Genomic DNA, 23,011 nt, shown 5'->3' on the forward strand with positions numbered 1-23,011 from the left:
CTTGTTTCCAAACGGCAACATTGTCATTTAAAGGATGGAGGTCATAAAAGTGAAGTTTTCCAAGAAAATATTGAATATCAAACCTTCCGCAACTCTCAGCATCTCCGGCAGAGCCAAGACGATGAAGGCCGAGGGCAAACCGGTCCTATCTTTCAGCGCGGGCGAGCCCGACTACGACTCACCGAAGTCGGCATGCGAGGCGGCCGTCGCCGCCATCGAACGCGGCGAGTCGCACTACACGCTCAACCCGGGCATCGCGGAGCTGCGCCAAGAGGTCTGCAATTATTACAAGAGGCGCTTCGGTCTGGATTACACACCCGCCGAGGTCATCATCGCCCCCGGGGCGAAACCCCTTCTGTACGAGGCGCTGCAGGCTCTAGTAGACGAGGGAGACGAAGTGATACTCTTCGCTCCGGCGTGGGTCAGCTATGTCGAACAGATACACATGGCCGGCGGCGTTGAAAAGGTCGTCGATACGATAGGGACAGACCTCCTTCCCACAAGAGAGAACCTCCTCGCGGCGATCGGGCCGAAGACGGTGGGGCTGATCCTCAACTCCCCCTCCAACCCGACGGGGGCCATCTATCCCGAAGAGACGATGAAGATGATCGCCGAGGTCGCGAAAGAAAAGGACCTCTGGATCATCTTCGACGAGATATACGAGCGATTCGCCTACGCGCCGGCAAAACATGTCAATATCCTCAACGCCGCTCCCGGGATCAGGGACCGCGTGCTGATAATAAACGGCGTCAGCAAAGCCTACGCGATGACAGGCTGGCGCATCGGCTACGCGCTCGGCCCCAAAGAGATCATCGCGAAGATGAACACGCTCCAGACGCACCTCACCTCCAACGCCTGCTCGATCGCGCAGTGGGCGGCCTGCGGGGCCGTCAAGGAGGCCGACGCCGACGTCGACGCGATGCGCGACGAGTTCGCGAAGCGCCGCCGCGTCATTGTGGACCTCATCCGCGATATGCCCTACGTCAAGGTCAAGGAGCCGGACGGCGCTTTCTACGTCTTTGTGGACATCCGCGAATGCCCGATCCCCGACGACATGGAGTTCTGTGAAAAGCTGCTCAACGAGAAGTTTGTCGCGGCGGTCCCCGGCACGGCCTTCTTCGCCCCCGGCTTCCTGCGCCTATCTTATGCCTGCTCAATGGAACAGATAAAAGAGGGTATGGCGAGGATGAAGGAATTCCTCGAAAGCCTATAGGGCAGGACTATGTCCTCAGCTTTATTGACAGGTATTTCCCTAAAGTTTATAATGCACCATACTATTTCCGGAGGAGGAAGCGTAATGTCAACGACGACAGCAAAGGCCACAGATAAAATGATAATGTGCGTTATGATGCGTGCGCCTGCCTTTGCAGTCCGGCTGGGCCTTCCGCGCCTGTAACCGCGGGAAACGGCCTCAGAAACAAGACTTACAAAGGCAGTCCTCAAACAGACGGGGGCTGCCTTTTTTGTTGTCTATAAAATTCAAGGAGGAATTAATTTTGCAGAATCAGAAAAAACTTGACACACTTTGCGTACAGGCCGGCTATACTCCCGGGAACGGAGAACCTCGCGTGCTTCCGATCTGCCAGAGCACGACCTACAAATTCACCTCCGCGGACGAGCTGGGCGAATTATTCGACCTCAAGACCGAAGGACATATGTACTCACGCATATCAAACCCCACTGTGGCCGCCGTCGAAGCAAAGATAGCCGCTCTCGAGGGCGGCTCCGGAGCCCTGTGCACCTCCTCCGGACAGGCGGCGACGCTTCTTTCCGTGCTCAACATCGCCTCGGCGGGACATAACATCATAAGCGCCTCCGCGGTCTACGGCGGAACGATAAATTTATTTGCCGTGACGCTCCGGAAACTTGGCATCGAGGTCCGCTTCGTCAGCCAGAATATGACGGACGAGGAAATATCCTCCCTCTTTGACGAAAATACCCGCCTCGTCTTCGGTGAAACGATCGCGAATCCGGCGCTTGAGGTCTTTGACATCGAACGCTTCGCGAAACTGGCCCACGCGCACAGGGTCCCGCTCATCGTGGACAACACCTTCGCGACGCCGCTGCTCTGCCGCCCGTTTGAATTCGGCGCGGACGTCGTGACGCACTCCACGTCAAAATATATGGATGGGCACGCCACCGTCGTGGGCGGCGTCATAGTTGACGGCGGGAAGTTTGACTGGGCCGCGGCCGGCAGGTATCCCGAACTCTGCGCACCGGACGAGTCATACCACGGCGTAGTCTACACGGAGAGTTTCGGCGCGGCGGCCTATATCACAAAGGCGCGCGTCCAGCTGATGCGCGACCTTGGCGTCACCCCGCAGCCGATGGCCGCCTTCATCCTCAACCTCGGCCTCGAGACGCTGGCCCTCCGCATCGCGAAACACAGCGCAAACGCGCTCATCATAGCGAAGCGCCTTGAAAGCGAACCGCACGTCGCGTGGGTCAATTATCCGGGGCTCGCTTCGTCAGACCAGCACGAACGCGCGAAAAAATATCTGCCCAACGGACAGAGCGGCGTCATCTCTTTCGGAGTGAAGGGCGGACGCGCCGCCGCGATGAAATTCCTCGACTCGCTGAAACTCGCCGCCATCGTCGTCCACGTCGCCGACGCGCGCACCTCCGCGCTTCACCCGGCGAGCACCACGCACCGCCAGCTCGACGACGGGCAGCTCGCCGCGTGCGGCATCGGCCCGGAGCTCGTGCGCTTTTCCGTCGGCATAGAAAACCCGGAGGACATTTGGGACGACCTGGTGCAGGCGCTGAAAAAGACAGAGGGAGCGACCGGCAATGCCGATTAAAATACCAGACGGCCTGCCGGCGGCCCAGACACTGAACGGCGAGAACATATTCGTCATGCATGAGATCCGTGCCGCAAAACAGGACATACGTCCGCTGCAGGTGGCGCTTTTGAACCTCATGCCGACAAAGATCGCTACAGAGACACAGTTCGCCCGCCTTCTCGGCAATACGCCGCTTCAGGTGGAGCTGACGCTCCTCCAGACTGCGACCTACGAGGCAAAAAACACCAGCCGCGAACATCTGCTTTCGTTCTATGAAACATTTGAGGATGTGAAGAATAGAAAGTTCGACGGCCTCGTGATAACTGGCGCACCGGTGGAACTGCTTGAATTTTCCGAAGTGGAATACTGGGACGAGCTTTGCGCGATAATGGAATGGAGCAAAAGCCACGTCTACAGCACGATGCATATATGCTGGGGCGCTCAGGCGGCGCTTTGCTACCATTACGGCGTGAAAAAATACCCGCTTGAAAAAAAGCTCTTCGGAGTTTTTGAACACAGCGTCGATTACAAAAATTCCATGCTTTTCCGCGGTTTTGACGACATCTTCATGGCTCCCCACTCGCGCCACACGACGGTCAGGCGAAGCGAGATAGAGGCCGTCCCCGAGCTACAGATACTTGCCTCCTCAAAGGAAGCCGGCGTCTACACGATAAAGACTGAAAAGGGGAAACAGTTCTTCGTCATGGGACACACGGAATACGACGCGGATACTCTTGAAAGGGAATACCTGCGCGACAAAAACGCCGGCCTGCCGATAGAAGTCCCTAAAAATTACTATCCCAACGATGACGACAGCCTTCCGCCGCGCGTCTCATGGAGAAGCAGCGCAAACCTGCTCTTCATTAACTGGCTCAACTATTTCGTCTACCAGAACACACCATTTGAACTGGAGGCGATCGGCACCACTAGAGAAGACGAGTGGCTGAAGGGCTAAGCCCGGCCCGACTCCGGCGCGTCCGCCTCTTTTTCCAGCGCGCGGTAAAAATTTAAGGTGTCGTTTTCGGATGGACAAAACAACCTGAAGGTATTATTCAGAGATGTTCACCGTTTTAAAAACAGGTCGACGATCTCGCGCAGCGAGGATATTTTCAGTACATCTATCGGATAGCTCTCTTTCGGCGTGCGGCGGCTTATCACGGCCCGTTTGAAACCGAGCCGGGCCGCCTCTTTCACGCGCATCAGCGTGCGTCCGGCGGGGCGGACCTCTCCCGCGAGGCCGACCTCGCCGATGAAGCAGACGTCGGAGGGGAGCTCGATATCGGTGACGGCGGAGGCGAGCGAGGCGCATATCCCCAAATCGGCAGCCGGGTCCTTCAGCTGCAGGCCGCCGGCGACGTTCAGATAGATGTCGCTCGTGCGCGAAAGGATGCCGCAGCGGCGTTCCAGCACCGCGAGGAGAAGCTGCAGGCGGCTTATGTCGATGCCGCGCGCGGTGCGCTTCGGATAGGGAAAGGGCGTCGCGCAGCCGAGCGCCTGTATCTCGGCGGCAAGGGCGCGCGATCCTTCGAGCACCATCGCGATCGACACTCCCGAACTGCCGAGGTCCGTGCCGTTCCAGTAGAGGCGGCTCGGGTCGTTCACCGCCGCCAGTCCCCGCTCGGACATTTCGAAGATCCCCAGCTCCTCCGTGCTGCCGTAGCGGTTCTTTTCCGCGCGCAGCAGGCGATTGGGGGAGTTCTGTTCTCCGGAGAAGAGCAGCACCACGTCGACAAGGTGTTCCAGCAGCTTCGGCCCCGCGATCTGCCCCTGTTTTGTTATGTGTCCAACCAACACGGTCGGTATATCGCAGCGTTTCGCCGTTTCAACGGCCATCGCCGCGACCCCCTTGACCTGGTTCGGCGAGCCGGCCCAGCCGCTCTCGCTGTCGGCGCGGAAGGCCTGTACGCTGTCGATGACCATAAATTTATAGCCGTGGTTTTCCGCCGCCGCGAGCGAGGAGGGAAGGTCGCTTTCGCAGAGCAGGTCCAGCCCCTGCGTCATGAGCCCGAGCCGCCGTCCGCGCAGCGCGAGCTGGCCCGAGGATTCCTCTCCCGAGATGTACAGCACGCGGCCGCCGCGTTTCGCCATTTCAGCGCAGACCTGCAGCAGAAGGGTGGACTTCCCCACCCCCGGCTCGCCGCCGAGCAGCGTGACGCCGCCCTGCACCCAGCCGCCGCCAAGTACGCGGTCAAGCTCCTCGATGCCGGATGGTATGCGCTCCTGTTCTTCGACTTCGAGGCCGGAGATCGGCACGGCGGGCCTCGCCGCCGTCACAAGGCCGGCTTTCGAGGTCTGTATCGGCGTATCGTCCTCCATCGTGCCCCATGAGCCGCATTTGGGGCAGCGCCCGATCATCGTCGTACTGCGGTACCCGCATTCGGAGCACTTGTAACTGTTTATCTCTTTTTTTGCCATTTTTATATCAGCCCCACGGCCACGAGATGCGCCGTCCGTCCTCTCCGCGTATAGCTTTTTTTATCTCATCGAAGGTAGGCTCTTCGAGCATCATTTTTGTACAGTTGGCGCGCGACATCGTCTCAAGTGTGTGCGAATCGGAGGACCTTATAAAGGTGCGTCCGGGATACCGCTCGCGCCACTTTTGCGCCTCCTCGTGATCGAGGCGGCTGGAGAGCTCGAAGGCCTCCGCCGGATAATCGTCGGGCATCGGTCCCAGCGCCGCCGGATATGAGAAGGCTGGACGGTCAACATGGGCAAGGATGGGGATGCCCCCCACCTCCTTCGTTTTGCTGACGATCTGGTCGACTTCATAGCCCGCGCCCTGGATGAGCAGTGTCTCCTCTTCCTTCACTATTTCGTTGTTCGCGTCAACCACGATCTGATAGCCAAAATGCTCGACGTCGTTCGGGATCGGGCGAATGCGCCGCCAGAGCCACTCTTTGTAGCCTGCCGCCGTTTCGTAATCGGGAAAGACGCAGAGTATGTGGATGTCTTCCGCGCTTTGGGTCTCGATGCAGGGAAGCACGACGGGCACGCCGGCGGCGGCCTCATGGATGCCGGGAAAGTTCTCGCAGGTGTTGTGGTCGGCGATGCCGATGACATCCAGTCCGGCCTCGCGCGCCCGTTCGACTATCTCCGGAGCCCCCATTTCGAGCTCTCCGCAGGGGGAGAGCAGCGTATGTATATGAAGGTCCACCCAAAAGGGTTTCAGCAAGGCGTTATCCCTTTACCCCCAACGCGCTCAGCTTCGCGCAGATCTCGTAAAGGCTCTCCTGAACGGAGAGTATCGCTATGTTTTCTGTTTTGCAGCGTTCGATGAGATCTTCCGGCGCGCGGCGGCCCGCAGCGATGATTATCAGCGGCAGGTCCTTAAGCACCGCGACGGCGGCGACATTCAGATGCGCCTGTATCGTCACCCAGACGGCTCCCTCACGGGCTACGCCCATTATAAAGCTCAGCAGGTCTCCCGCTATCGCCTCCGTGACATCACGTCCGCCATCCCCCCGGCACTGGAGTTCTCCTCCCAGCGCGGCGCAGATATCGTCTATCGTCAATTCGCTCCACCCTTTCTCTTCAATGTCTGAGGCTGTGATTCGGAAAGGACCACGATCTTGTTCGCCAGCGAGGCGATGCCCTCGCGAAGTTTGAAGATGCAATCCGTGACTGAGCCATGACCGCGCACGATCTCCTCCGCCATCGCCTGGCAGGAGGGCCGCCCGCAGGAGCCGCAGTCGATATGCGGCAGCCCCGAATATATCTCTTTCATCTGCTGGAGTTTGACCATCGCGTCAGCCACGTTGTCGGAGAGCGGCAGGCGCGGGCGCGGCAGGTATTCTTTGGTGATCGACCAGAAATCCATCGCGTAAAGTTCCTCTACGCGGCGCAGGTCCTTCGGCGTTATCTCCCAGTCTGTGCTCATATTATTCAGCCTGAGGTTGGCGAGGAAACGCGAATCGGCCGTGCCGATACCGCCGACGCAGCCGGTGTCGCAGACGCGGCATTCGATGAAGTCCACCGAACGCAGCCGGCCGAGTTCAAGCTCCTGCAGCACGTCTATCGTGTTCCGCATACCGGAGACGGCAAGCATCGTAAGTTTTTTTTCGGAGAACGACTGTATATGGCGGGCCTCCCCGCCGCGGCGCGCCCACTGTACCCAACGGTTGTTGCGCGTTTTCAGCGTTTGGACGGAAGCCGGCGTAACATTGCTCGCCATAATGCTGCGCGCCACCCTGCGCACCGTGACGGCGTGGTTTATCGGAGAACGCTCGCGTCCCTGCGGCTCTCTGATCATCGTGATCTTTGATGAGCAGGGGGCCAGCAGGGTCACCGGCACGCTGCTGTTCGTCCTCATGCGCCAGAGGTCCGCCCCCAGCTCAAGCGGAGAACATACGTGGACTACTCTCGAAAGCAGTTCCGGGAAACGTGACTGTATGAGCCTCAGCACCGAGGGACAGTAACATGATATCAGAGGAAGAGACGACGCGGGAGTACGCGCGATCATTTGGGCGCTCGCGTAGGCGCAGAGGTCGAATGCCTCTTCAACCTCATCAATAAGGACGTTGAAATCAAGAGAAGAGAGCACCTCTTCAAGCTGAGACGGATTCATATAATGGCTGAACTGCGAGAAAAAGACCGGGTCGGGGACCAGCGAGACCCTCGACGATTCCTTTATGCGATTCCAGTCATCCTCTTCAATGCCGAGCGCCTGCCGGTGGCAGGAACGCAGGCATTCGCCGCAATCGATGCACAGCTCTCCGATGATGCTGATCTCACCGTCAACGATTCGGATAGCTTCGGCGGGGCACACCCTGATGCAGTTTACGCATCCCTGACATGCCTCCCTGGAGATTTTGACGCTGTGGAGCATTGGCGCTCACCCCTTTGCCTTTAATTTTTATTAAAAAAGACCGTGCTCCTAAGTGTGGTCCCTTTGCCTACCTCTGATTCTATGTCAAAGGTATCGCTGTTGCGCTTTATATTCGGCAGGCCCATGCCTGCCCCGAAACCCATCTCGCGTGCCTGTTCCGTCGCGGTGCTGTAGCCTTCGGTCATCGCCTTATTTATATCGGCGATCCCGGGGCCTTCGTCCCTTATCACCAGATCCACGTGGTCTTCCGATATCAGCGCCTGCAGCATGCCGCCGCCCGCGTGGATCACAAGGTTTATCTCAGCCTCGTAGGTGATTATCGCGACGCGCCGGCATATATCGGAAGCTATACCTAACATTTTGAGGGTGTTTTTTATATTATTAGAGGCTGCGCCGGCAACCATAAAATCATTCCCCTCAATTCTGTATTCAAGACAGACAGGGGCTCCCATGCCTTACATCTCCTGAATCTGTATGCTCGGTTTCATACCCTTCGCAAAGAGGATGCCGCAAGATTCAAACATGCTGTATCTTGTAAGGAGAATAGGGATCCCGTTGTCTTTTGCAAGCTGGACCGTCTCTTCCAGCGGGACCTTTCCGCGCACGAATATGATGGCGGGAATGTCGAGCATCTGCGCGGTGCGCACGATCTGCACGTTCGTCAGCCCGGTCAAAAGAAGCGAGCCGGGCGTGCAGAAGGCGAGCACATCGCTCATAAGGTCACAGGCGTAGGCGTTATTTACCACAATATTGTTCAGATCGTCCGATGTTGAAATATTCTTAGCATCAAGAAATGACGCCAGTTCATGTAAAGTCATCTTCACTGCCCCCTGAGAACTTTATTTGTATGTTTTGATGTGTTGCAAACTCCTTGTGTAAAGAATAACAAAGAGAGGGGAGAAAAACAAGTGCGCATAGCCGTTACTATTGGCAATAAATGTTGTAATATATGGACGAAATCGAAGAGGAAGTGATTTTTGTGTTCTTATTTTATATTTCGGCCTTCGCTCTGCTGGCGCTCTTTGTCGGGTCCGGCGTTGTGATCGGCAGCAGAGGCGGCGGTAAAAAGGATTACAGCCTCGGCGGACGCAAAGCCGGAGCGGCCGGCGTGACGGGCATTCTGCTCGGAGCGCTCGTCGGCGGCGCCTCTACGGTCGGGACAGTACAGATGGCCTACAGCTACGGCATGACGGCCTGGTGGTTCACCCTCGGCGGCGGCATCGGCTGCCTGCTTCTCGGCCTGCGCTTCGCGGTGCCGCTGCGCAGCTCGGAGGTCACGACGATCGCCGATTACCTTGAAAGAAACTACGGCGGTTCGGGCTGCGGCACGGCGATCGCCTTCACCGCCACCGTCTCCTCCTCGATAGGCACTTTCATCTCAATCTGCGCCCAGTTCCTCTCCTGCATCGCGCTGATACGCGGGGTGCTCCCGCTGCCCGCGTGGGCGGCGTCCATAGCCGCCGCGGTCTCAATATGGGGCTTCATCGCCGCCGGCGGGATGAAGAGCTTTTCAACCCTTGGCACCGCGAAAATATTCCTCCTTTATATCGTCCTCGTGCTCTGCGCCGGGGCCGCGTGCTGGCACGGCGGATTTGTCCCCACGGCAAAGGCGCTCGGCTTTCACCCGTGGTTCAACCTATTCGGGCGCGGCATCCTTCCGGAACTTGGATATCTTGCCTCGATGATCGTCGGCGTCTTCACGACACAGATCTACATACAGGCGCTCGCCGCGGCAAAGGACGCCGCCGCCGCCCGCGCGGGAGCATTCGCCTCCGCGGTGCTGATGCCGCCGATGGGCCTTCTGGGGACCTGGGTGGGGCTGTCGGTACGCGCAAGCGGCGTTGAGATCGCTCCCGACAAGGTGCTCTCGTGGTTCATCATGGACTCGTTTCCTCCGCTTTTCGGCGGCCTGATCTGGGGCGGCGTACTCATCACCGTCGTCGGCTGCGCGGCGGGGCTGATCCTCGGTATCGCCACGAATATCACGAAAAATTTTATCCCTAAAAAGTTAACGGAGAAGTACGCCTCAAAAAACAGCATGATACAGCAGGGGCTCGTGATATTGATGATAATAGTAGCGGCGCTTTCAGGCATAGGCGGCTCCGGCTCGATGATCCTTGAATGGAGCTTCATGAGCATGGGGCTGCGCGGCGCGGGAACCTTCTTCCCATTTGTGCTCGCGGTACTCAGGCCGGGGCTGCTTTCACCGCCGTGGGCTCTCGCCTCCAGCGTGGGCGGCCTAGCGGCGATGCTGCTGTGGGCGGTGATGGGACTGCCGCAGGACCCTCTCTTCGCGGGATTGGCGGCCTCGGCGCTGTGCGTGACGGCGGGAGCCATACTCGGCAAGAGGCGCTTATCTCTTTAAAAGATTTTTCAGCTGTGTTCTCTGCCCCATGCACACATGGCGTCCATGATCGGAAGCAGGGAGAGCCCCTTTTCGGTTAGAGAATACTCCACTCTCGGCGGTATCTGCGGATACTCGCGGCGCTCCACAGTGCCGGCGGCGGCAAGCTCTTTCAGGGCCATGCTCAGCGCCTTATAAGATACGCCGCCCATCTCGCGGTGCAGTTCGTTGAAACGTATATTATTGCCGCTCTGCGCGATCAGGTAGATGATTATCATCTTATGCTTCCCGCCAAGGATGGAGAGCGTATGGCCAAAATACGTATCCTTCAGCATCTCTCCCTGCGCGACACAGTTTCTGTTTACAGCCATAAGCACTCACCTTTTGTATAGTAACTGAAAAAATATTGCGTTCTTGTCTTTGCCGCTATAATTATATAGACTTTTATCAAAAGAGACAAAACAAAAAATAAATTTTAGGAGGAACAGACAATGGGAGAGAAAAAAGTGCTGACGATGCTGCTGGGAAGCCCGAGAAAAGAGGGCAACTCCGAAACGCTGGCCGACGCCCTCGCGGCGGGCGCGGCGGAAAAGGGTTATGAGGTGAGAAAGGTCCGCCTCGCGGGAATGACGCTCAAAGGATGCCTGGACTGCCGCCGCTGCTGGAGCACGGGAAGCCCCTGCATTCAGCGTGACGACATGGATAAGGTCTATGAGGATATAGAGGCCGCTGACGTAGTCGCCTTTGTCTCACCGCTTTATTACTTTTCCTGGTCGTCGCAGATCAAGCCGGCATTTGACCGTCTGCTGCCCTTCGGAGCAAAAGCGGCCCCCCGAGAATTGGGGAAGAAAAAGGCCGTGCTACTCGCGGCCGCGGGAGACGACGAAGCCGGGGTTTTCGACGGCCTGCGGGCGACATACCGCCTGACGGCCGACTATCTGGGCTGGGAAAACGCCGGTGAGGTCTGCGCCCACGGGATATACACGCGCGGCGAAATGGCGGAAAAGGGAACGGCCTGGCTCGAAGCGGCAAAGGAGCTCGGCGGAAACTTGTAGGCGCATCTTTACAGGAACGCCGGTCCCACGGCAATGACGGCGGGGCCGGCGTCCTTCTTTATCCGCGGCGGCGCGCGCCGCGCGAGGCGCCCTTTACCTCTTGTATCCGATGATATCCCTCAGCAGCATCTTGCGCCAGGCCTGTCCCTTTTCATCCTCGACGCCCTTCGTCGTAAAACCGTCGATCACGCCGATCACGCCGCGTCCCTGCCCGCTCTCGGCGATCAGCAGCTGCAGCGGATTCGCCGTCGCGGCGAAGATGCGGCAGACCTCCTGCGTATCTTTGATCCTGTTCAGCACGTTGATGGGATAACCCTTGCGCATCACGATTATAAATACGTGCCCGGCGTTTATCTTCTTCGCGTTCTCCACCGCGGCCGCCTCCATCTCGGCGTTGTTGCCGTCGTGGCGGATGAGGCAGTCCCCCGAGGCCTCGCAGAAGGCGATGCCGAACTCCAAACAGGGGGCGGACGTCACCATCGCCTCGTAGAGGTCTTCCACCGTCTTTATAAAATGGCTCTGCCCGACGACGACGTTCGCCTCCTCGGGAATTTCGACCTGCACGATGCCTATATTCAAATTCTCAGCCATAAAAAACACCTCCGGAGTTTTTTTTATTCACACCTGACCTTAGTATAGCATTTTCCCATAAAAAAGCGGCAGTCCCATCGCTGAGACCGCCGCCTGCCGAAAACTTATTTTCTTACTTCTTTTTAAGCTCCGCGACCACCGCGTCCGTAATATCGATGCCGCCGTAGAAGACCGCTTCCTTGTCAACGACGACCGTAAGCTTCTTCTGGTTCGCCACGGTCCTGATGGCGAGGTTGATCTCCTTAAAGAGCGGTTCCATAAGCTTCTGTTCCTCTTTGGCAAGCTCCTGGCGCTTTGACTGGTAGATCTGAGCCTTTTTCTTATCGTCCGATTCCTTGTCTATCGCCGTCTGGGCTTCCTTCTGCTTGCTCGCGGTGATGTCCTTGAGCTGCTTCTGGACCTGCTCAAACTTAGGATGCTGGAACATGATCTTCTGAGTGCTTATCGTACCGATCACATCGGCCGCAAATGCAGAGCCCGCCATGAACAGGGCGGCCGCCACAGCCAAAATTGATACTGAAACTGTCTTTCTTGAAAACATTGAATTTCCTCCTCTTGTTCGCAGGGGTATTTTTCAAATAACCTCTGACTGCCTGACCTGAGTATTTTACATTGTTTTCTTCATAAAGTCCACGTATATTATGTAAAAGGCCGGCACGCGCGGGCAAGTCCCGCATTTTTCCGGTAGAGCATTCGTTTTGTGGCGTTGCACAATATAAAGGGATATGTTATTTATCTTAGAGAGGAAGTATGGTAAAAATATATGGATATATCAGCCAGATGAGACATCGGGAGGAAATCATAAAGATGGAATGCCTTGCAACATTCGATACGACACATATGGCGCTCTTCTTTGAGAAAGCCTGCCGCGCGGAGGGGCTGAGCGTAAAGATCGTCCCCGTGCCGCGCCAGATATCGGCAAGCTGCGGCCTCGCCTGCAGCTACCCCTGCGGGGAGCTTGACCATGTTAAAAATATCGCCGTCGAAAGGGCGATCGAGGTGGCCGAGTATCACGAGCTCGCCTCATAATCAGCTCCTCTACTCCCCGTCCTCCGGCGGTTTTTCGCCTTTGAAATATTTGTGCCAGAAGAGCCAGCCGAGAAAACGCCAGAGAAGGTAACCGCCGCAGACTACGGCGATCGAGATCCAGAAGAGCGTTCCGAAATCCATTCCGGCTCCGCGCAGCGCCGCCATCCCTCCCCTGCGGACCTGGGCGCTGCCGGGGCCGAAAAATTTCCAGGCCCAGACCATCATCATTACGACCGCAACGGCCGTCAATATCCTGTTTATCATCCTGCGCGTCGAATCTCCGTCCATAGCCTATCTCCTCTCTATGAGCTTCGCCTTTATCCTCTCCAGATAGAAGCGCGCGATACGGTGCAGCGAGATACTGTCAAAACGCCGCACCAGCTGCTCGCCGTCCTCCGTCTTTTTGATGACGAAGGTGCGCGATTTCGGAGAGAGCAGCACCTGTGTAGGATAGAGGCTCCGGTGCCCGACGACAAGATAGGAGACCGCACAGGCTATGCCCGCAAAAGCCGCAATATGCGCGCCGAAGAGCTCCATCGCCAGGATCGTGCCCGATATCGGGGTATTGGTCGACGCGGCGAGCACGGCGCTCACGCCGAGCGCGCTGCAGAAGGAGGGGTCCAGCCCGAATACCGTTGCAAAGAGCAGGCCGGACGAGGCTCCCACAAATAGCGTCGGCGTTATTTCGCCGCCGCAGCCGCCGGCGGACAGAGTGATGCCCATCGCGGCGATCTTGATGAGAAATCCCAGAGGCAGGTTCCTCTCTCCCATGATCATCGACTGGATGACGTCGCTCCCGAGGCCGAGAAAATCGCCGCCGAAGAGAATGCCGGTGGCAAGAAGCAGCACGGCTCCGCCGACGGGACGCTTCCACCCTGTTATCTGATAATAGACAAACATCTTGTTCACAAAATGGATGCCCTCTACATTCATTATCGCCACGAGGCCGAAGAATATCCCCGCGGCCAGCACCGTCACGAGCACTCCCGGACCGATCTGCGGTATCTCCACCAAGTATGACGGCAGGTGTCCGGCGCCGATGCTGGCGGCGGTAAAATAGCCGACGATGCCGCTGATGAGCGCCGGCAGGAGCACGTCATAGAATATCTGCCCGACAAAGAGCACCTCGACGGCAAAGATCGCGCCCGCCACCGGCGTGCCGAAGACGGCGCAGAAACCGGCCGCGATGCCGCAGATGATTATCTTCTTCATATCGGATTCGTCGAGGTTGAATATCCGGCCAAGCAGATAAGAAACGCCCGAACCGATCTGCGCGCAGGGGCCCTCTATGCCGACGGAGCCGCCGGAAGAGATCGTCGCGATGGTGGCGATGATCTTCACGGGAACGGCCTTTACGTCGATGAGCGTGCGATGGCGGTTATGTATCGCGTCGATCACAGCCTCCGTGCCGTGCCCCGCGGACTGCGGCGCGAGCATCCGCACAAGGTAATAGCTGAGGATGAGGCCGGGGAAGAGCAGCAGGTAGTGCAGAGCGCCGAGCGAAGCGGCGAAATCCATCGAACGGCGCAGCGCGAGCAGAAAGCCGCCCGCGACCAGCCCGACGGCGATCCCCGTCACGATCGAGATAAAACACCACTTGACGACGGTGCACATGAGCCAGACTTCGTCGCGCACGATATTTCCGCTGTCCGGCTTTTCTATATCTATTCGGATAGAACCGTCGTCGCGCGCCGCCCGTTGTTCGCCTTGGCGAGCTTTTGAGTTTTCCGCAGGGGACGGTCCGGCTGACGCCCTTGACGCGTCCGATTTATTATTTAAATCTTCCATAATTATCACCGCCCCGTATTCTAGCATAAAGTTCCGGCAACTACTGGTATAATAGCCCCATGAGTGTAAAAATTTCAAGTATCGCGGAACGGACGGCCAAATACATATTTTCAGCGGCGGTGATCGCCTCTTTCGTCTTCTTCGGGTGGCGCGTGATGACCAAAGGCGCTTACGTGGAACACGAAAAGGCCCAGTGCGAGGCGTTCGCGGTGAGCTCGGCCCTGACGGCGGCGGCGGCGGTTTCGGAAGACGGGACGCTCGCGCGGCTGGTAAAAGAGCTCGGCAAAGCTGATTTCGTCGCGGACCACATGAAGATGCCGGGCAACAACACCATCTCCGTTACGATAATAGCGGAGGGCGGAGATTTCATGATAAGGTCAAACGCCGCCTCCGGCTGGAACTCCCGCAGCCCGCAAAGCGCGGAGTTTAACCTGAAATTGAATTCCGACCGCCATATCTCTTACGAAAACGAGGCGGACGCAAAAAGAGCGGAGCGCGTCCGTTCCGCCATCGCCGGCGCCTCCGGCTCGGACACGGCGGCGGAACACACCTTCACCTTCCCCCACGAAAAACCATGCCCCGCGCCTTTTACGGCTATAACGGCAAAGGCAGAGGGAATTTCAAAGGAAGCAATCTACGTATTGATTTTCAAACGCGACAAATAACCGGCGGCAGGAGTATCGCCGTTTTATTATCCGTAGTCCCTACGAATACTCCATCGGCCGCCGCTGCAGTATCAGCAGGCCTTCGCGCGGCTCAAAGCCGAGGCGGCCCATGAAGGCCGTCAACTCGCTGGTGTAGGTGACGAGCACGGGGACGTTCCGCAGCGCGGGGTGGCCTAGCGCGTATTCAAGCAGCCGCGAGCCGATGCCTTTCCCCTGATAATCGGGGTGTACAAGGATGTCCCAGAACGAACCGCGAAAGACGAAGTCCGTGAGCACGCGGCAAAAGGCGATGAGTTTGCCGTTATGGCGGATCGAGAAACACATGCTCGTTCCCTCCAGCATCTTCGCGATCTGCTCGAGGGAACGACTCCGTCCCCAGCGGGTGAAGCGGTAAAGGTCCTGCAGGTCGGCGGGAGATACTGCCAGCTTGCTGTCGTAGAAATAGTATTCAGGATCTGATTTCATCGGGCATACCTTCCCGTATAAAGGCGTATCTTCTATCGGGATTTGCCGCGAACGCCATGCCGCCGATGATCTTGCGAAGGTCCCCGCGTCTGGTATCTTTCGTGACCGTCAATTCAAGCAATTGCCCGGCTCCGCATTTACTGCAGGTCCACATGGCGCGCGCCGTACCGCTGGCATCGGGCGAACCGGCAAGCACTTTGAGCTCCCCGCATTTTTGACAGGCTAAAATAAGCATTTGAAATTACTTCTTTCTAGGAGATATTCCGCCGCGGCGGCCTCTCCTGCGTATTTTCCGTGCGCCGCGGCCGGCGGCCCCAGATCACTTTAAGATGAATTTTACCCTTAGTGGGCCTTCGCTGTAAATATCCCTCGCCGTAAGTATCTCAAGCTTTATTTTGCTCCTGACCTGCGATATTTTGTCCAGCGCCGTGATAAACTCCCCCGTGTCGATGGAACCGACGTTGCCGGAGATCGGATCGCGCAGCACGCCGTCGTTGGCGGCCTTCTGGTTGAGCGATCTCAGCGCCTGGAATACGGTCTCTTCTATTTCATGGCGGGGCGTGTCCGGTTCAAAGACGTGCGTATAGAGCAGCTGGTCCTCTTTGTATATCAGGCGTGAACGGTACGCCTCTATCTGCGCCCGCACAGCCTCCCCCTCGACTGCGTTGCCGAGCGCCGTCAGGCGCAGCAGCCAGCGTCCCGGGTTATGTGTCAGCCGGTCTCTGACTTTGGCTATAGACTCCGCCGTCACCTCCGGCAGCTTCGCGGATTCCGGGTCCTTTCCGCCAAAGCGGTAGGCGAGCAGCGCGCGGGCCTCGCTGCGCAGTCTGTCGACATGCTGGTCCACCTGCTGCGCCGTTATGATGGAATCCGTCAGCACTCCCTGGGCGAGTATCTCGCCGGTAAAGGCGGCGATGCGCCCCTCGCGCAGGCGCTGTATCCCTGATTTCAGCGATTCGGATTCGGCCTTCAGTGCTTTGACCGAGGATTCGAGTTTTTTGCTTTCGGAGAGCAGCCGGTCGTTTTCTTTTTGGAGCACCGCCTGTTCGGCTTCCGTTTTATTGCGCATCTCCGTCATCGCGGCAAGCTTCGCGCGCGCTTCGTTAAGGCTCTTCATGCCGAGTTCCAGTTTTTCCTCGACCTTCTGAAGCTCCTCCTCTTTTTCAGAAAGGTCTCCCCTGCTCTGGAACAGATCTATCTCCATGCGCCCCATCGATTCCTCGTTTTTCTTAAGTTCTTCTCTCGTGGATATCAGCTGCCGCTGGATGACCTGCATGCTGAAAAGCGCGGTCCGTACCTGTTCGGAGGCGGTACTGAGGACGAATATCGTCGCGATGGCGATGCCGACGCCGGTCAGCACCGATATTATACGTGAGGTATATTTAGGGCGGAGCTTTAAGAAGGTGATGCGCTTTTTGCCGAGTTTCATGCCTATTACGTCTCCGGCCCATGAGACTAAAGCGCTGACGATTATCAGCGCGCCGAGCAGTATCCAGTTTATGTCATGAAAAATCTCAAACAATGAGTTACCTCGCTCTTAAAAGATTTTAAGTATACTAAATACCATATACGGTCCTATTATACCAGATGCTTTTTATGAAAATCGGCGGCAGGCAAGATAACAAGAGAGAGAAAGAGGCAGTTTCACCCCGCCCCTTTCTCTCCCAGCCGTCTATTCGTATTTGAGCGCGTCTATCGGGTTCAGCAGCGAGGCTTTGTAGGCCGGGTAGTAGCCGAATCCCACGCCGACCATCGCCGAGAAGAAGAAGGCGAGCACGATCGACATCACCGTGAAGACCGGCGGCGCGGAGGTGAAGGACGACAGCGCGTAACCCGCCGCCACGCCAAGCATAATGCCTATCGTTCCTCCGATCATGGAGAGGACGACCGCCTCGATGAGGAACTGCATCCTGATGTCCTTTTCCGTGGCGCCCACCGCCATCCTGATGCCTATTTCCCTGGTGCGCTCCGTCACCGATACGAGCATGATGTTCATGATCCCGATGCCGCCGACGACGAGCGAGATGAACGCGATCGAGCCGAGGAGCATCGACATTATGGTCGTCGTCTTGCGGCGCGCCTCAAGCATCTGCGATACGTTGCGCACCGCGAAGTCGTCGGCGTCGCCTGGCTTTATCCGGTGGCGTTCGCGCAGGAGCGCCTCGGTCTCGTTCTGTATATAGGAAAGGGCCTCCATAGAGACGCCCTTTATGTATATGTTTCCGATGCGCCCCGCCGTCTTCCAGCGCACGAGCCTCCTCTGCGCCGCGGTCAGCGGCACGAGGACGAAGTCATCCTGGTCGCTGCCCATCGCGGAGAGCCCCTTCGTCTCGAAGACTCCGACCACCGTGAAGGGGATCTTGTTTATCCTTATCGCCTTTCCCACTGGGTTTTCCCCGGAAAACAGCTTGTCCACGACCGTCTTGCCGACGACGGCCACCTTGGCGCCCTGGCGCACGTCGCTCGCGTTTATGTCGCGCCCCGATTCGACGTTCCATTCCTGCACGTATGAGTATTCCTTGGTGCTGCCGACGACGCTCGAACTCCAGTTCGTGTTTTCGTAGATGAGCGTGGCGGACATGTTTATCATCGGCGCCACGGCGTCCACGCCGGAGACCTCTTTTTCGATCGCCTGGGCGTCGTCGTAGGTTAGGTAGCGCGTGACGCCCGTCGTCGAACGCCCGGGCCGGTCGGGGAAGACCATGATGAAGTTGCTGCCGAAGGAGGATATCTGCTCGTCGATGCTCTTGTTGGCCCCAGCGCCCACCGCGAAGGCCGCGATGACGGCGGCGACGCCGATGATGATGCCGAGCGCCGTCAGCATGGAGCGCGTTTTGTTGCGGCGCAGCGCCGTCAGCGATGCGGAGAAGACTTCTGATACGGCGATCATGCGACCTCCCTCCTTTTTTCGTTTATTTCGTCTTTCATGATGACGCCGTCGCGAAAGTGAAGTATCCTCTTCGCGTACAGGGCGACGTCGTATTCATGCGTAACTAATATTATCGTCATCCCGTCGTCGTTGAGGCGGCGAAAGAGCGCCATGATCTCGTCGCTCGTCTTTGAATCGAGGTTGCCCGTCGGTTCGTCCGCCATCAGGATCGGCGCGCGGTTGACGATGCCGCGCGCGATCGCCACGCGCTGCTGCTGCCCGCCGGAGAGCTGCGATGGTTCGTGATAGAGACGGTCATGCAGCCCCATCTCTATCAGCGCCTCTTTAGCCTTTTCATGACGCTCCGCGCGCGGCACTCCCGCATACAGCAGGGGCAGCTCGACGTTTTCCAGCGCCGTCGTCTTGGCCAGCAGGTTGAATCCCTGAAAGACGAAGCCGATCATCCTGTTTCTGATGTGAGCCAGTTCGTCGCTCCCCATCCCCTCGACGTTGACGCCGTCCAGGAAATATTCCCCGCCGGTCGGGCGGTCAAGACAGCCGAGGATGTTCATCGTCGTAGATTTTCCCGAGCCGGAGGGGCCCATCATCGCGACGAACTCGCCCTTTTCGACGCTGAGGTCCACGCCGTGAAGTATTTCTACCTCTTCCGCGCCCAGCGTAAAGCTCTTTTTTATATTCCTGAGCTCGACGAGCGCCATCTTATTTTTCCTCTTTGGGAACGATGATGCCCGTTATTACGCGCTCGCCCTCTTCGACGCCGGAGATTATTTCGGTGTTCTGCCCGTCGGTGATACCCTTTTCGACCTCTATCTTGACCGGCTTTTTCTTTTTATCGAGCGTATAGAGGGCGGGCTTCGTCACTTCGGCGACGTTCTGCTTGTGGCCGCCGCCCGGGCCCGGAGGTCCCATTTCGCCTGAGGACTGCCCGTTTGACGGTTTGAAGCGGAAGGCGCTGTTGGGAACGACGAGAACGTCGTCGCGGTTCTCAAGGATGAGCGAAACGTTGGCCGTCATACCGGGCAGCAGCTTGCCGTCCGGGTTCTGCACCTTCACGATGACCGTATAGGTGACGACGTTGTCGGTCGTCTCCGGAGACAGGCGCACCTGCGTCACCTTGCCCTCGAAGTTCAGCGTCGGATAGGTATCGACGTTGAAGGTCGCCGGCTGTCCCTCGTGGACGCCGCCGATATCGGCCTCGTCGACGTTCACCTCGACCTGCATCTGGGTGAGGTCGCGCGCGATCTCCGCGATCGAAGGCGTCTGGTAGCTCGCGGCGACCGTCTGTCCCTCTTCCACGTTCTTCGCGACGACTACGCCGTCCACCGGCGAATATATCCTCGTGTAATTAAGGTTGATACGTGATTTTTCGAGGGTCGCGCGGTACTGCGCCACCTTCGCCTCCGCCGCCGCGAGGTTCGCCTTCGCCTTGAGCCAGGTGCTCGTGTCCGCGTCGACGTCGGCCTTCGCGATCAGGTCGCGTTTGGCGAGCTCGCGGGTACGGGCGAGATCCTTGGCCGCCACGTCGAGCGCGGCCTGCGCGTTGAGCACGTCGGCCTGCGCCGAGGCCACCGTCGCCTGCGCCTGCGCCACCTCCGCCGACTGTGTCGCGGAGTCCATTATGGCTATCAGCTGCCCCTGTTTGACGCGGCTGTTGTAATCAAAATAAAGTTCCTTGATCGTGCCGGAGATCTGAGTACCGACGTCCACCGTCTCCACGGGGTTCAGCGTGCCGGTCGCCTGGATCGTCGAGCGCAGGTCCGAACGCACGACCGGGACAGTCTTATATTGTATTTCGCCCTCGCGCGTGTTCAAGAAATAAAATCCTCCGGCGGCGGCCACCGCCGCGGCGGCTATCAGCGCGGCGAATTTGAGTTTCCCGCCGTTTTTCATTATCTTAATCTTATTCTCCATATTTCAGACCTCCCATAGCCTTCTCAAGGTCGAGCTGTGCCGTTTTGCAGTTATAGAGGGCAAGGACCCTGTTAGCGGACGCCGTGGCGTAGCTGTCGACGGCGTCGGAAATTTCCAGGTTGTCGCCGACGCCGGCCGCGTAGCGCCCCTCCGCGAGATCGAGCGTCGCCTTCGCGCTGCGTTCCGCTTCCAGCGAAGAGACAAGCGATTCCTTTGCCTCGCGCAGCGCCTCCCAGGCCTTGCGCACCTCCAGCGTGACGCCGTTGGTCAGGCTCTTCATCTCGGCCTCGGCGGTGCGCAGCTCCGCGCTCGCCTGTTCCACCTTGCTCTTCGTGAGTCCGCCGTCAGAGATCGGCACCGAGAGAGAAAGTTTGGCGCTCCATTCGCTGCCGTCGAAGGGCGACGAACCATAGATGTCATATCCGGCAGAGGCGGAGAGCGAGGGAGAAAGTCCCTTCATCTGCACCGTAAGGTTCGTGGAGGCGTATTCGACGCGCCGCTGCTTCGCGATAAGCTCCGGACGCTGCTCCATCGCCCTTTTTACGGCTTCGTCCAGCGGCATATTCCATTCTTCATATTCCAGAATGTCGTCCACCTCGCTGATCTCGAGCATCGGCTGCCCGATGGCGTTCGCAAGATCCGCCCGATACTGCTCCATCGAGGCCTGGCTTTTGACTACCGCCAGCTTTGAGGCCGCAAGGTCTGCCTCGGCTTTCGTCACTTCGATCTTCGGCTTCGTGCCGACTTCGTAGTAGGACTGCGCCCATTTAAGGCGTTTTTCAAAATTATCATAACGCGTCCTGGCGACCGCATTCTCACGCATTGCGCGGTTAAGCCCGTAATAGGCGTTATAGACGTTCTGGATCACGCTCTCGCGCGTGCTCCGGTAATCGGCGTCCGCAGCCTCGGTCGAAAGCTGCGCGCCCTCCACCTTAGCCTCGCGCCGGCCCCAGTCGCTGATCGACTGCTCAACCTTCACGTTGCCGGAATAGGAACCGCTGTTGTTGTCTCCGGACAGACCGCTGCCGCCCCGCGAATACGAGCTTCCCGCCGAAAGCTGCGGCCGCCCCGCGGAGGCCGCCTGCCCGATCGTGGCGCGCTGTGCCGCGATCTTCTCCTCCGCTGCCATGAGGTCGGGGTTGTTCTTCATCGCCGAGGCCAGACATTCCTCGATCGTAAGCGGCGCCCCCCATGAGGCCGCGGCGCAGAACATCAGCGCCGCGCAGGCCAGAGGCCATCTTAATGCGGCTATTCTCATAAGATACACTCTCCTTCTTTACTCAGTATCTTTTCGTGGTATCCTGACGGTGAAGCGGCTGCCCTCGCCTGGATCGCTCGCGACGGTTATCGTACCGTCGTGCGCCTCGACGATAGCCTTAACTATCGCGAGCCCGATGCCGATGCCGCCGCTCGTCCTCGCCCGCGACACATCGGTCCTATAGAAGCGTTCAAATATATACGGCAGGTCCGCCGCGCCGATGCCGATGCCGCTGTCGGCCACCTCTATCCTCATCTCGGCGGCGTCGCTGGACATCGACACCGTGACCGCGCCGCCGGCGTCCGTGTAACGCAGCGCGTTTGAAAGAAGGTTTTCTATCACCTGGCGGATCTTCGCCCCGTCCATGACCATCATCACATCGGGCTGGATCTCCCGCTTCAGTTCGACGCCCTTGTTCTTATACAGCGGGTCGAATACCAGCGCCGCCCTCTCTATTACCGACGAGGCGTCAATATTTTCAAGAGCCAGAGAATGCCCCGCCCCCTCGATGTAAGTAAGCTTCTCCACCTCGCAGATAAGCTGCGAAAGGCGATCGACTTCGCTGACCGTTAGGCGGATACGTTCCGGCGTAGGCTCCCACACGCCGTCCTCGATCGCTTCGAGGTGGGATTTAATTATAGTCACAGGATTGCGCAGTTCATGAGCGATATCGCTTAAGAGCCGCTTACGCAGCTCCTCCTGCGCCTCCAAGCTCTCGCCGAGCCGGTCCACGCTGTCGATCAACGCCTGTAGCTCCGTAATATCCGACTCCATCCGGTCTTCCATGCGATACTTGCCGTGGCTTATCTGCTGCGCGCGCTTTGCCGCGTTCAAAACCGGACGGCTGATGCGGTAGGCCATAAAGACCGCGATCATCGCGGCGACGACAAGCATCAGGGCGACCGCGTAATACATTATCTTGTTGAATTTGCGCAGAAAACCGCCTTCCGGACTGTTGTTGAAGGGCAGGCAGGTGAAGCGGACCTCGCCGACCCGGACGCCGTCAATGATTATCTCACGGCTGCTGACCAGCAGGTCTCCTTTGAAGGCCATCGGCTCGGGATTTTTATTATGATGCCCCTCCCGCTTCATCATGCGGCTGTACTTACGCACCTCGACGCCCTTTTCGTCAAACAGCTGCACCACCACCATCGGCCAGCGCAGAAAATCCGATCCCCGCGGAAAGAGGCTGCATCCCTGCCACGATCCGTTTTCAATGTACATTTTGGCAAAAAACTCCGCGACTTCCAGTTCATTCTCACGCAGACGCTCGGTGGCGAAGCCGCGGAACTGCCGGTCTAACAGCTCAGAGATGGCGGTCGGGATGACGAGCATACACACGATGACGATCACCATATACTGAAAAATCAGCTTCGTCTTCAGGGACCGCTTGATATTCATCGCGCC

At 58.1% G+C, this 23,011-nt stretch carries 26 protein-coding genes; 7 read left to right on the forward strand and 19 right to left on the reverse strand.

Translation table 11 applies throughout. From position 1 onward, the window contains the following. The first annotated feature begins 49 nt into the window (after positions 1 to 49). From CLOEV_RS10535 to metA, 3 genes are all read left to right on the forward strand, one after another. Positions 50 to 1,213, forward strand: a complete 1,164-nt coding sequence (locus CLOEV_RS10535) for a pyridoxal phosphate-dependent aminotransferase (RefSeq protein WP_034443596.1) — start codon at positions 50 to 52, stop codon at positions 1,211 to 1,213. Between the two features lie 283 nt (positions 1,214 to 1,496). Then, the gene (locus CLOEV_RS10540) at positions 1,497 to 2,801 is read left to right on the forward strand and encodes an O-acetylhomoserine aminocarboxypropyltransferase/cysteine synthase family protein (protein ID WP_034443598.1); all 1,305 of its coding nucleotides are present in this window, start codon (positions 1,497 to 1,499) and stop codon (positions 2,799 to 2,801) included. Beyond that, positions 2,791 to 3,738 (forward strand): homoserine O-acetyltransferase MetA, encoded by a 948-nt coding sequence (metA, locus tag CLOEV_RS10545; RefSeq protein ID WP_034443600.1) that lies wholly within the window; start codon positions 2,791 to 2,793, stop codon positions 3,736 to 3,738. Before CLOEV_RS10540 ends, metA begins: the two co-directional genes overlap by 11 nt. Before the next feature lie 107 nt (positions 3,739 to 3,845). Here metA and radA read toward each other — a convergent pair whose 3' ends face one another. The 6 genes from radA to CLOEV_RS10575 are packed head-to-tail and all read right to left on the reverse strand — an operon-like array spanning position 3,846 to position 8,426. Beyond that, the gene (gene radA / locus CLOEV_RS10550) at positions 3,846 to 5,198 is read right to left on the reverse strand and encodes a DNA repair protein RadA (RefSeq protein ID WP_034443602.1); all 1,353 of its coding nucleotides are present in this window, start codon (positions 5,196 to 5,198) and stop codon (positions 3,846 to 3,848) included. A gap of 7 nt (positions 5,199 to 5,205) precedes the next feature. Next, positions 5,206 to 5,955, reverse strand: coding sequence for a PHP domain-containing protein (locus CLOEV_RS10555; RefSeq protein ID WP_034443604.1), 750 nt, complete (start codon positions 5,953 to 5,955; stop codon positions 5,206 to 5,208). A 4-nt stretch (positions 5,956 to 5,959) separates the two neighbouring features. Further along, positions 5,960 to 6,295 carry a hypothetical protein gene (locus CLOEV_RS10560; protein WP_008712732.1) on the reverse strand — a complete coding sequence of 112 codons (336 nt, stop codon included), beginning with the start codon at positions 6,293 to 6,295 and terminating at the stop codon, positions 5,960 to 5,962. After that, a complete protein-coding gene (locus CLOEV_RS10565) occupies positions 6,292 to 7,608 on the reverse strand; it encodes a [Fe-Fe] hydrogenase large subunit C-terminal domain-containing protein (RefSeq protein WP_008712735.1) in 1,317 nt (438 codons plus the stop codon). The genes CLOEV_RS10560 and CLOEV_RS10565 overlap by 4 nt, the downstream gene beginning before the upstream one ends. Positions 7,609 to 7,628: 20 nt before the next feature. After that, positions 7,629 to 8,060 (reverse strand): ATP-binding protein, encoded by a 432-nt coding sequence (locus CLOEV_RS10570; protein ID WP_008712737.1) that lies wholly within the window; start codon positions 8,058 to 8,060, stop codon positions 7,629 to 7,631. A gap of 3 nt (positions 8,061 to 8,063) precedes the next feature. After that, complete coding sequence (locus tag CLOEV_RS10575; RefSeq protein WP_008712739.1) at positions 8,064 to 8,426, reverse strand: DRTGG domain-containing protein; 363 nt, start codon at positions 8,424 to 8,426, stop codon at positions 8,064 to 8,066. Between the two features lie 161 nt (positions 8,427 to 8,587). Here CLOEV_RS10575 and CLOEV_RS10580 point away from each other — a divergent pair, with 161 nt between their 5' ends. Next, a complete protein-coding gene (locus tag CLOEV_RS10580) occupies positions 8,588 to 9,973 on the forward strand; it encodes a sodium:solute symporter family protein (RefSeq protein WP_169732222.1) in 1,386 nt (461 codons plus the stop codon). Between the two features lie 8 nt (positions 9,974 to 9,981). Here CLOEV_RS10580 and CLOEV_RS10585 read toward each other — a convergent pair whose 3' ends face one another. Continuing rightward, positions 9,982 to 10,323, reverse strand: a complete 342-nt coding sequence (locus CLOEV_RS10585; protein WP_034443606.1) for a winged helix-turn-helix transcriptional regulator — start codon at positions 10,321 to 10,323, stop codon at positions 9,982 to 9,984. Between the two features lie 120 nt (positions 10,324 to 10,443). On the opposite strand from CLOEV_RS10585, the gene CLOEV_RS10590 reads away from it, so the two are divergent. Continuing rightward, the gene (locus CLOEV_RS10590) at positions 10,444 to 11,007 is read left to right on the forward strand and encodes a flavodoxin family protein (protein ID WP_008712745.1); all 564 of its coding nucleotides are present in this window, start codon (positions 10,444 to 10,446) and stop codon (positions 11,005 to 11,007) included. A 93-nt stretch (positions 11,008 to 11,100) separates the two neighbouring features. Here CLOEV_RS10590 and CLOEV_RS10595 read toward each other — a convergent pair whose 3' ends face one another. Both CLOEV_RS10595 and CLOEV_RS10600 read right to left on the reverse strand, forming a co-directional pair. Next, on the reverse strand, positions 11,101 to 11,598 hold the full coding sequence (locus CLOEV_RS10595) for an adenosine-specific kinase (RefSeq protein ID WP_034443607.1): 498 nt from the start codon (positions 11,596 to 11,598) through the stop codon (positions 11,101 to 11,103). Positions 11,599 to 11,710: 112 nt separating this feature from the next. Further along, positions 11,711 to 12,139: an OmpH/Skp family outer membrane protein gene (locus CLOEV_RS10600; protein ID WP_008712748.1), complete on the reverse strand. Its 429-nt coding sequence runs from the start codon at positions 12,137 to 12,139 to the stop codon at positions 11,711 to 11,713. Positions 12,140 to 12,405: 266 nt separating this feature from the next. Here CLOEV_RS10600 and CLOEV_RS10605 point away from each other — a divergent pair, with 266 nt between their 5' ends. Continuing rightward, positions 12,406 to 12,627 (forward strand): putative Se/S carrier protein, encoded by a 222-nt coding sequence (locus CLOEV_RS10605; protein ID WP_034445773.1) that lies wholly within the window; start codon positions 12,406 to 12,408, stop codon positions 12,625 to 12,627. Between the two features lie 9 nt (positions 12,628 to 12,636). On the opposite strand, the gene CLOEV_RS10610 is transcribed toward CLOEV_RS10605, so the two are convergent. Beyond that, positions 12,637 to 12,915, reverse strand: coding sequence for a hypothetical protein (locus tag CLOEV_RS10610; protein ID WP_008712752.1), 279 nt, complete (start codon positions 12,913 to 12,915; stop codon positions 12,637 to 12,639). Positions 12,916 to 12,918: 3 nt separating this feature from the next. Further along, on the reverse strand, positions 12,919 to 14,415 hold the full coding sequence (locus CLOEV_RS10615; protein ID WP_051485038.1) for a chloride channel protein: 1,497 nt from the start codon (positions 14,413 to 14,415) through the stop codon (positions 12,919 to 12,921). Positions 14,416 to 14,474: 59 nt separating this feature from the next. Here CLOEV_RS10615 and CLOEV_RS10620 point away from each other — a divergent pair, with 59 nt between their 5' ends. Continuing rightward, positions 14,475 to 15,080: a hypothetical protein gene (locus CLOEV_RS10620; RefSeq protein WP_034443609.1), complete on the forward strand. Its 606-nt coding sequence runs from the start codon at positions 14,475 to 14,477 to the stop codon at positions 15,078 to 15,080. Between the two features lie 39 nt (positions 15,081 to 15,119). On the opposite strand, the gene CLOEV_RS10625 is transcribed toward CLOEV_RS10620, so the two are convergent. From CLOEV_RS10625 to CLOEV_RS10660, 8 genes are all read right to left on the reverse strand, one after another. Next, positions 15,120 to 15,545, reverse strand: a complete 426-nt coding sequence (locus tag CLOEV_RS10625; RefSeq protein WP_008712757.1) for a GNAT family N-acetyltransferase — start codon at positions 15,543 to 15,545, stop codon at positions 15,120 to 15,122. Further along, positions 15,529 to 15,780, reverse strand: coding sequence for a hypothetical protein (locus CLOEV_RS10630; protein ID WP_008712758.1), 252 nt, complete (start codon positions 15,778 to 15,780; stop codon positions 15,529 to 15,531). Before CLOEV_RS10630 ends, CLOEV_RS10625 begins: the two co-directional genes overlap by 17 nt. A gap of 84 nt (positions 15,781 to 15,864) precedes the next feature. Next, on the reverse strand, positions 15,865 to 17,067 hold the full coding sequence (locus CLOEV_RS10635; RefSeq protein ID WP_008712760.1) for a DUF3084 domain-containing protein: 1,203 nt from the start codon (positions 17,065 to 17,067) through the stop codon (positions 15,865 to 15,867). 150 nt (positions 17,068 to 17,217) lie between these two features. Continuing rightward, a complete protein-coding gene (locus CLOEV_RS10640; protein WP_008712762.1) occupies positions 17,218 to 18,435 on the reverse strand; it encodes an ABC transporter permease in 1,218 nt (405 codons plus the stop codon). Continuing rightward, on the reverse strand, positions 18,432 to 19,133 hold the full coding sequence (locus tag CLOEV_RS10645; protein ID WP_008712764.1) for an ABC transporter ATP-binding protein: 702 nt from the start codon (positions 19,131 to 19,133) through the stop codon (positions 18,432 to 18,434). The genes CLOEV_RS10640 and CLOEV_RS10645 overlap by 4 nt, the downstream gene beginning before the upstream one ends. Before the next feature lies 1 nt (position 19,134). Then, complete coding sequence (locus CLOEV_RS10650; RefSeq protein ID WP_008712765.1) at positions 19,135 to 20,346, reverse strand: efflux RND transporter periplasmic adaptor subunit; 1,212 nt, start codon at positions 20,344 to 20,346, stop codon at positions 19,135 to 19,137. Further along, positions 20,336 to 21,604 carry a TolC family protein gene (locus tag CLOEV_RS10655; RefSeq protein ID WP_034443611.1) on the reverse strand — a complete coding sequence of 423 codons (1,269 nt, stop codon included), beginning with the start codon at positions 21,602 to 21,604 and terminating at the stop codon, positions 20,336 to 20,338. The genes CLOEV_RS10650 and CLOEV_RS10655 overlap by 11 nt, the downstream gene beginning before the upstream one ends. 18 nt (positions 21,605 to 21,622) lie before the next feature. Next, a complete protein-coding gene (locus CLOEV_RS10660; protein ID WP_008712767.1) occupies positions 21,623 to 23,005 on the reverse strand; it encodes a sensor histidine kinase in 1,383 nt (460 codons plus the stop codon). Positions 23,006 to 23,011: the final 6 nt, after the last annotated feature.

Origin of the sequence: Cloacibacillus evryensis DSM 19522 (assembly GCF_000585335.1) — a bacterium.
GTDB classification, from domain to species: Bacteria; Synergistota; Synergistia; order Synergistales; family Synergistaceae; genus Cloacibacillus; species Cloacibacillus evryensis.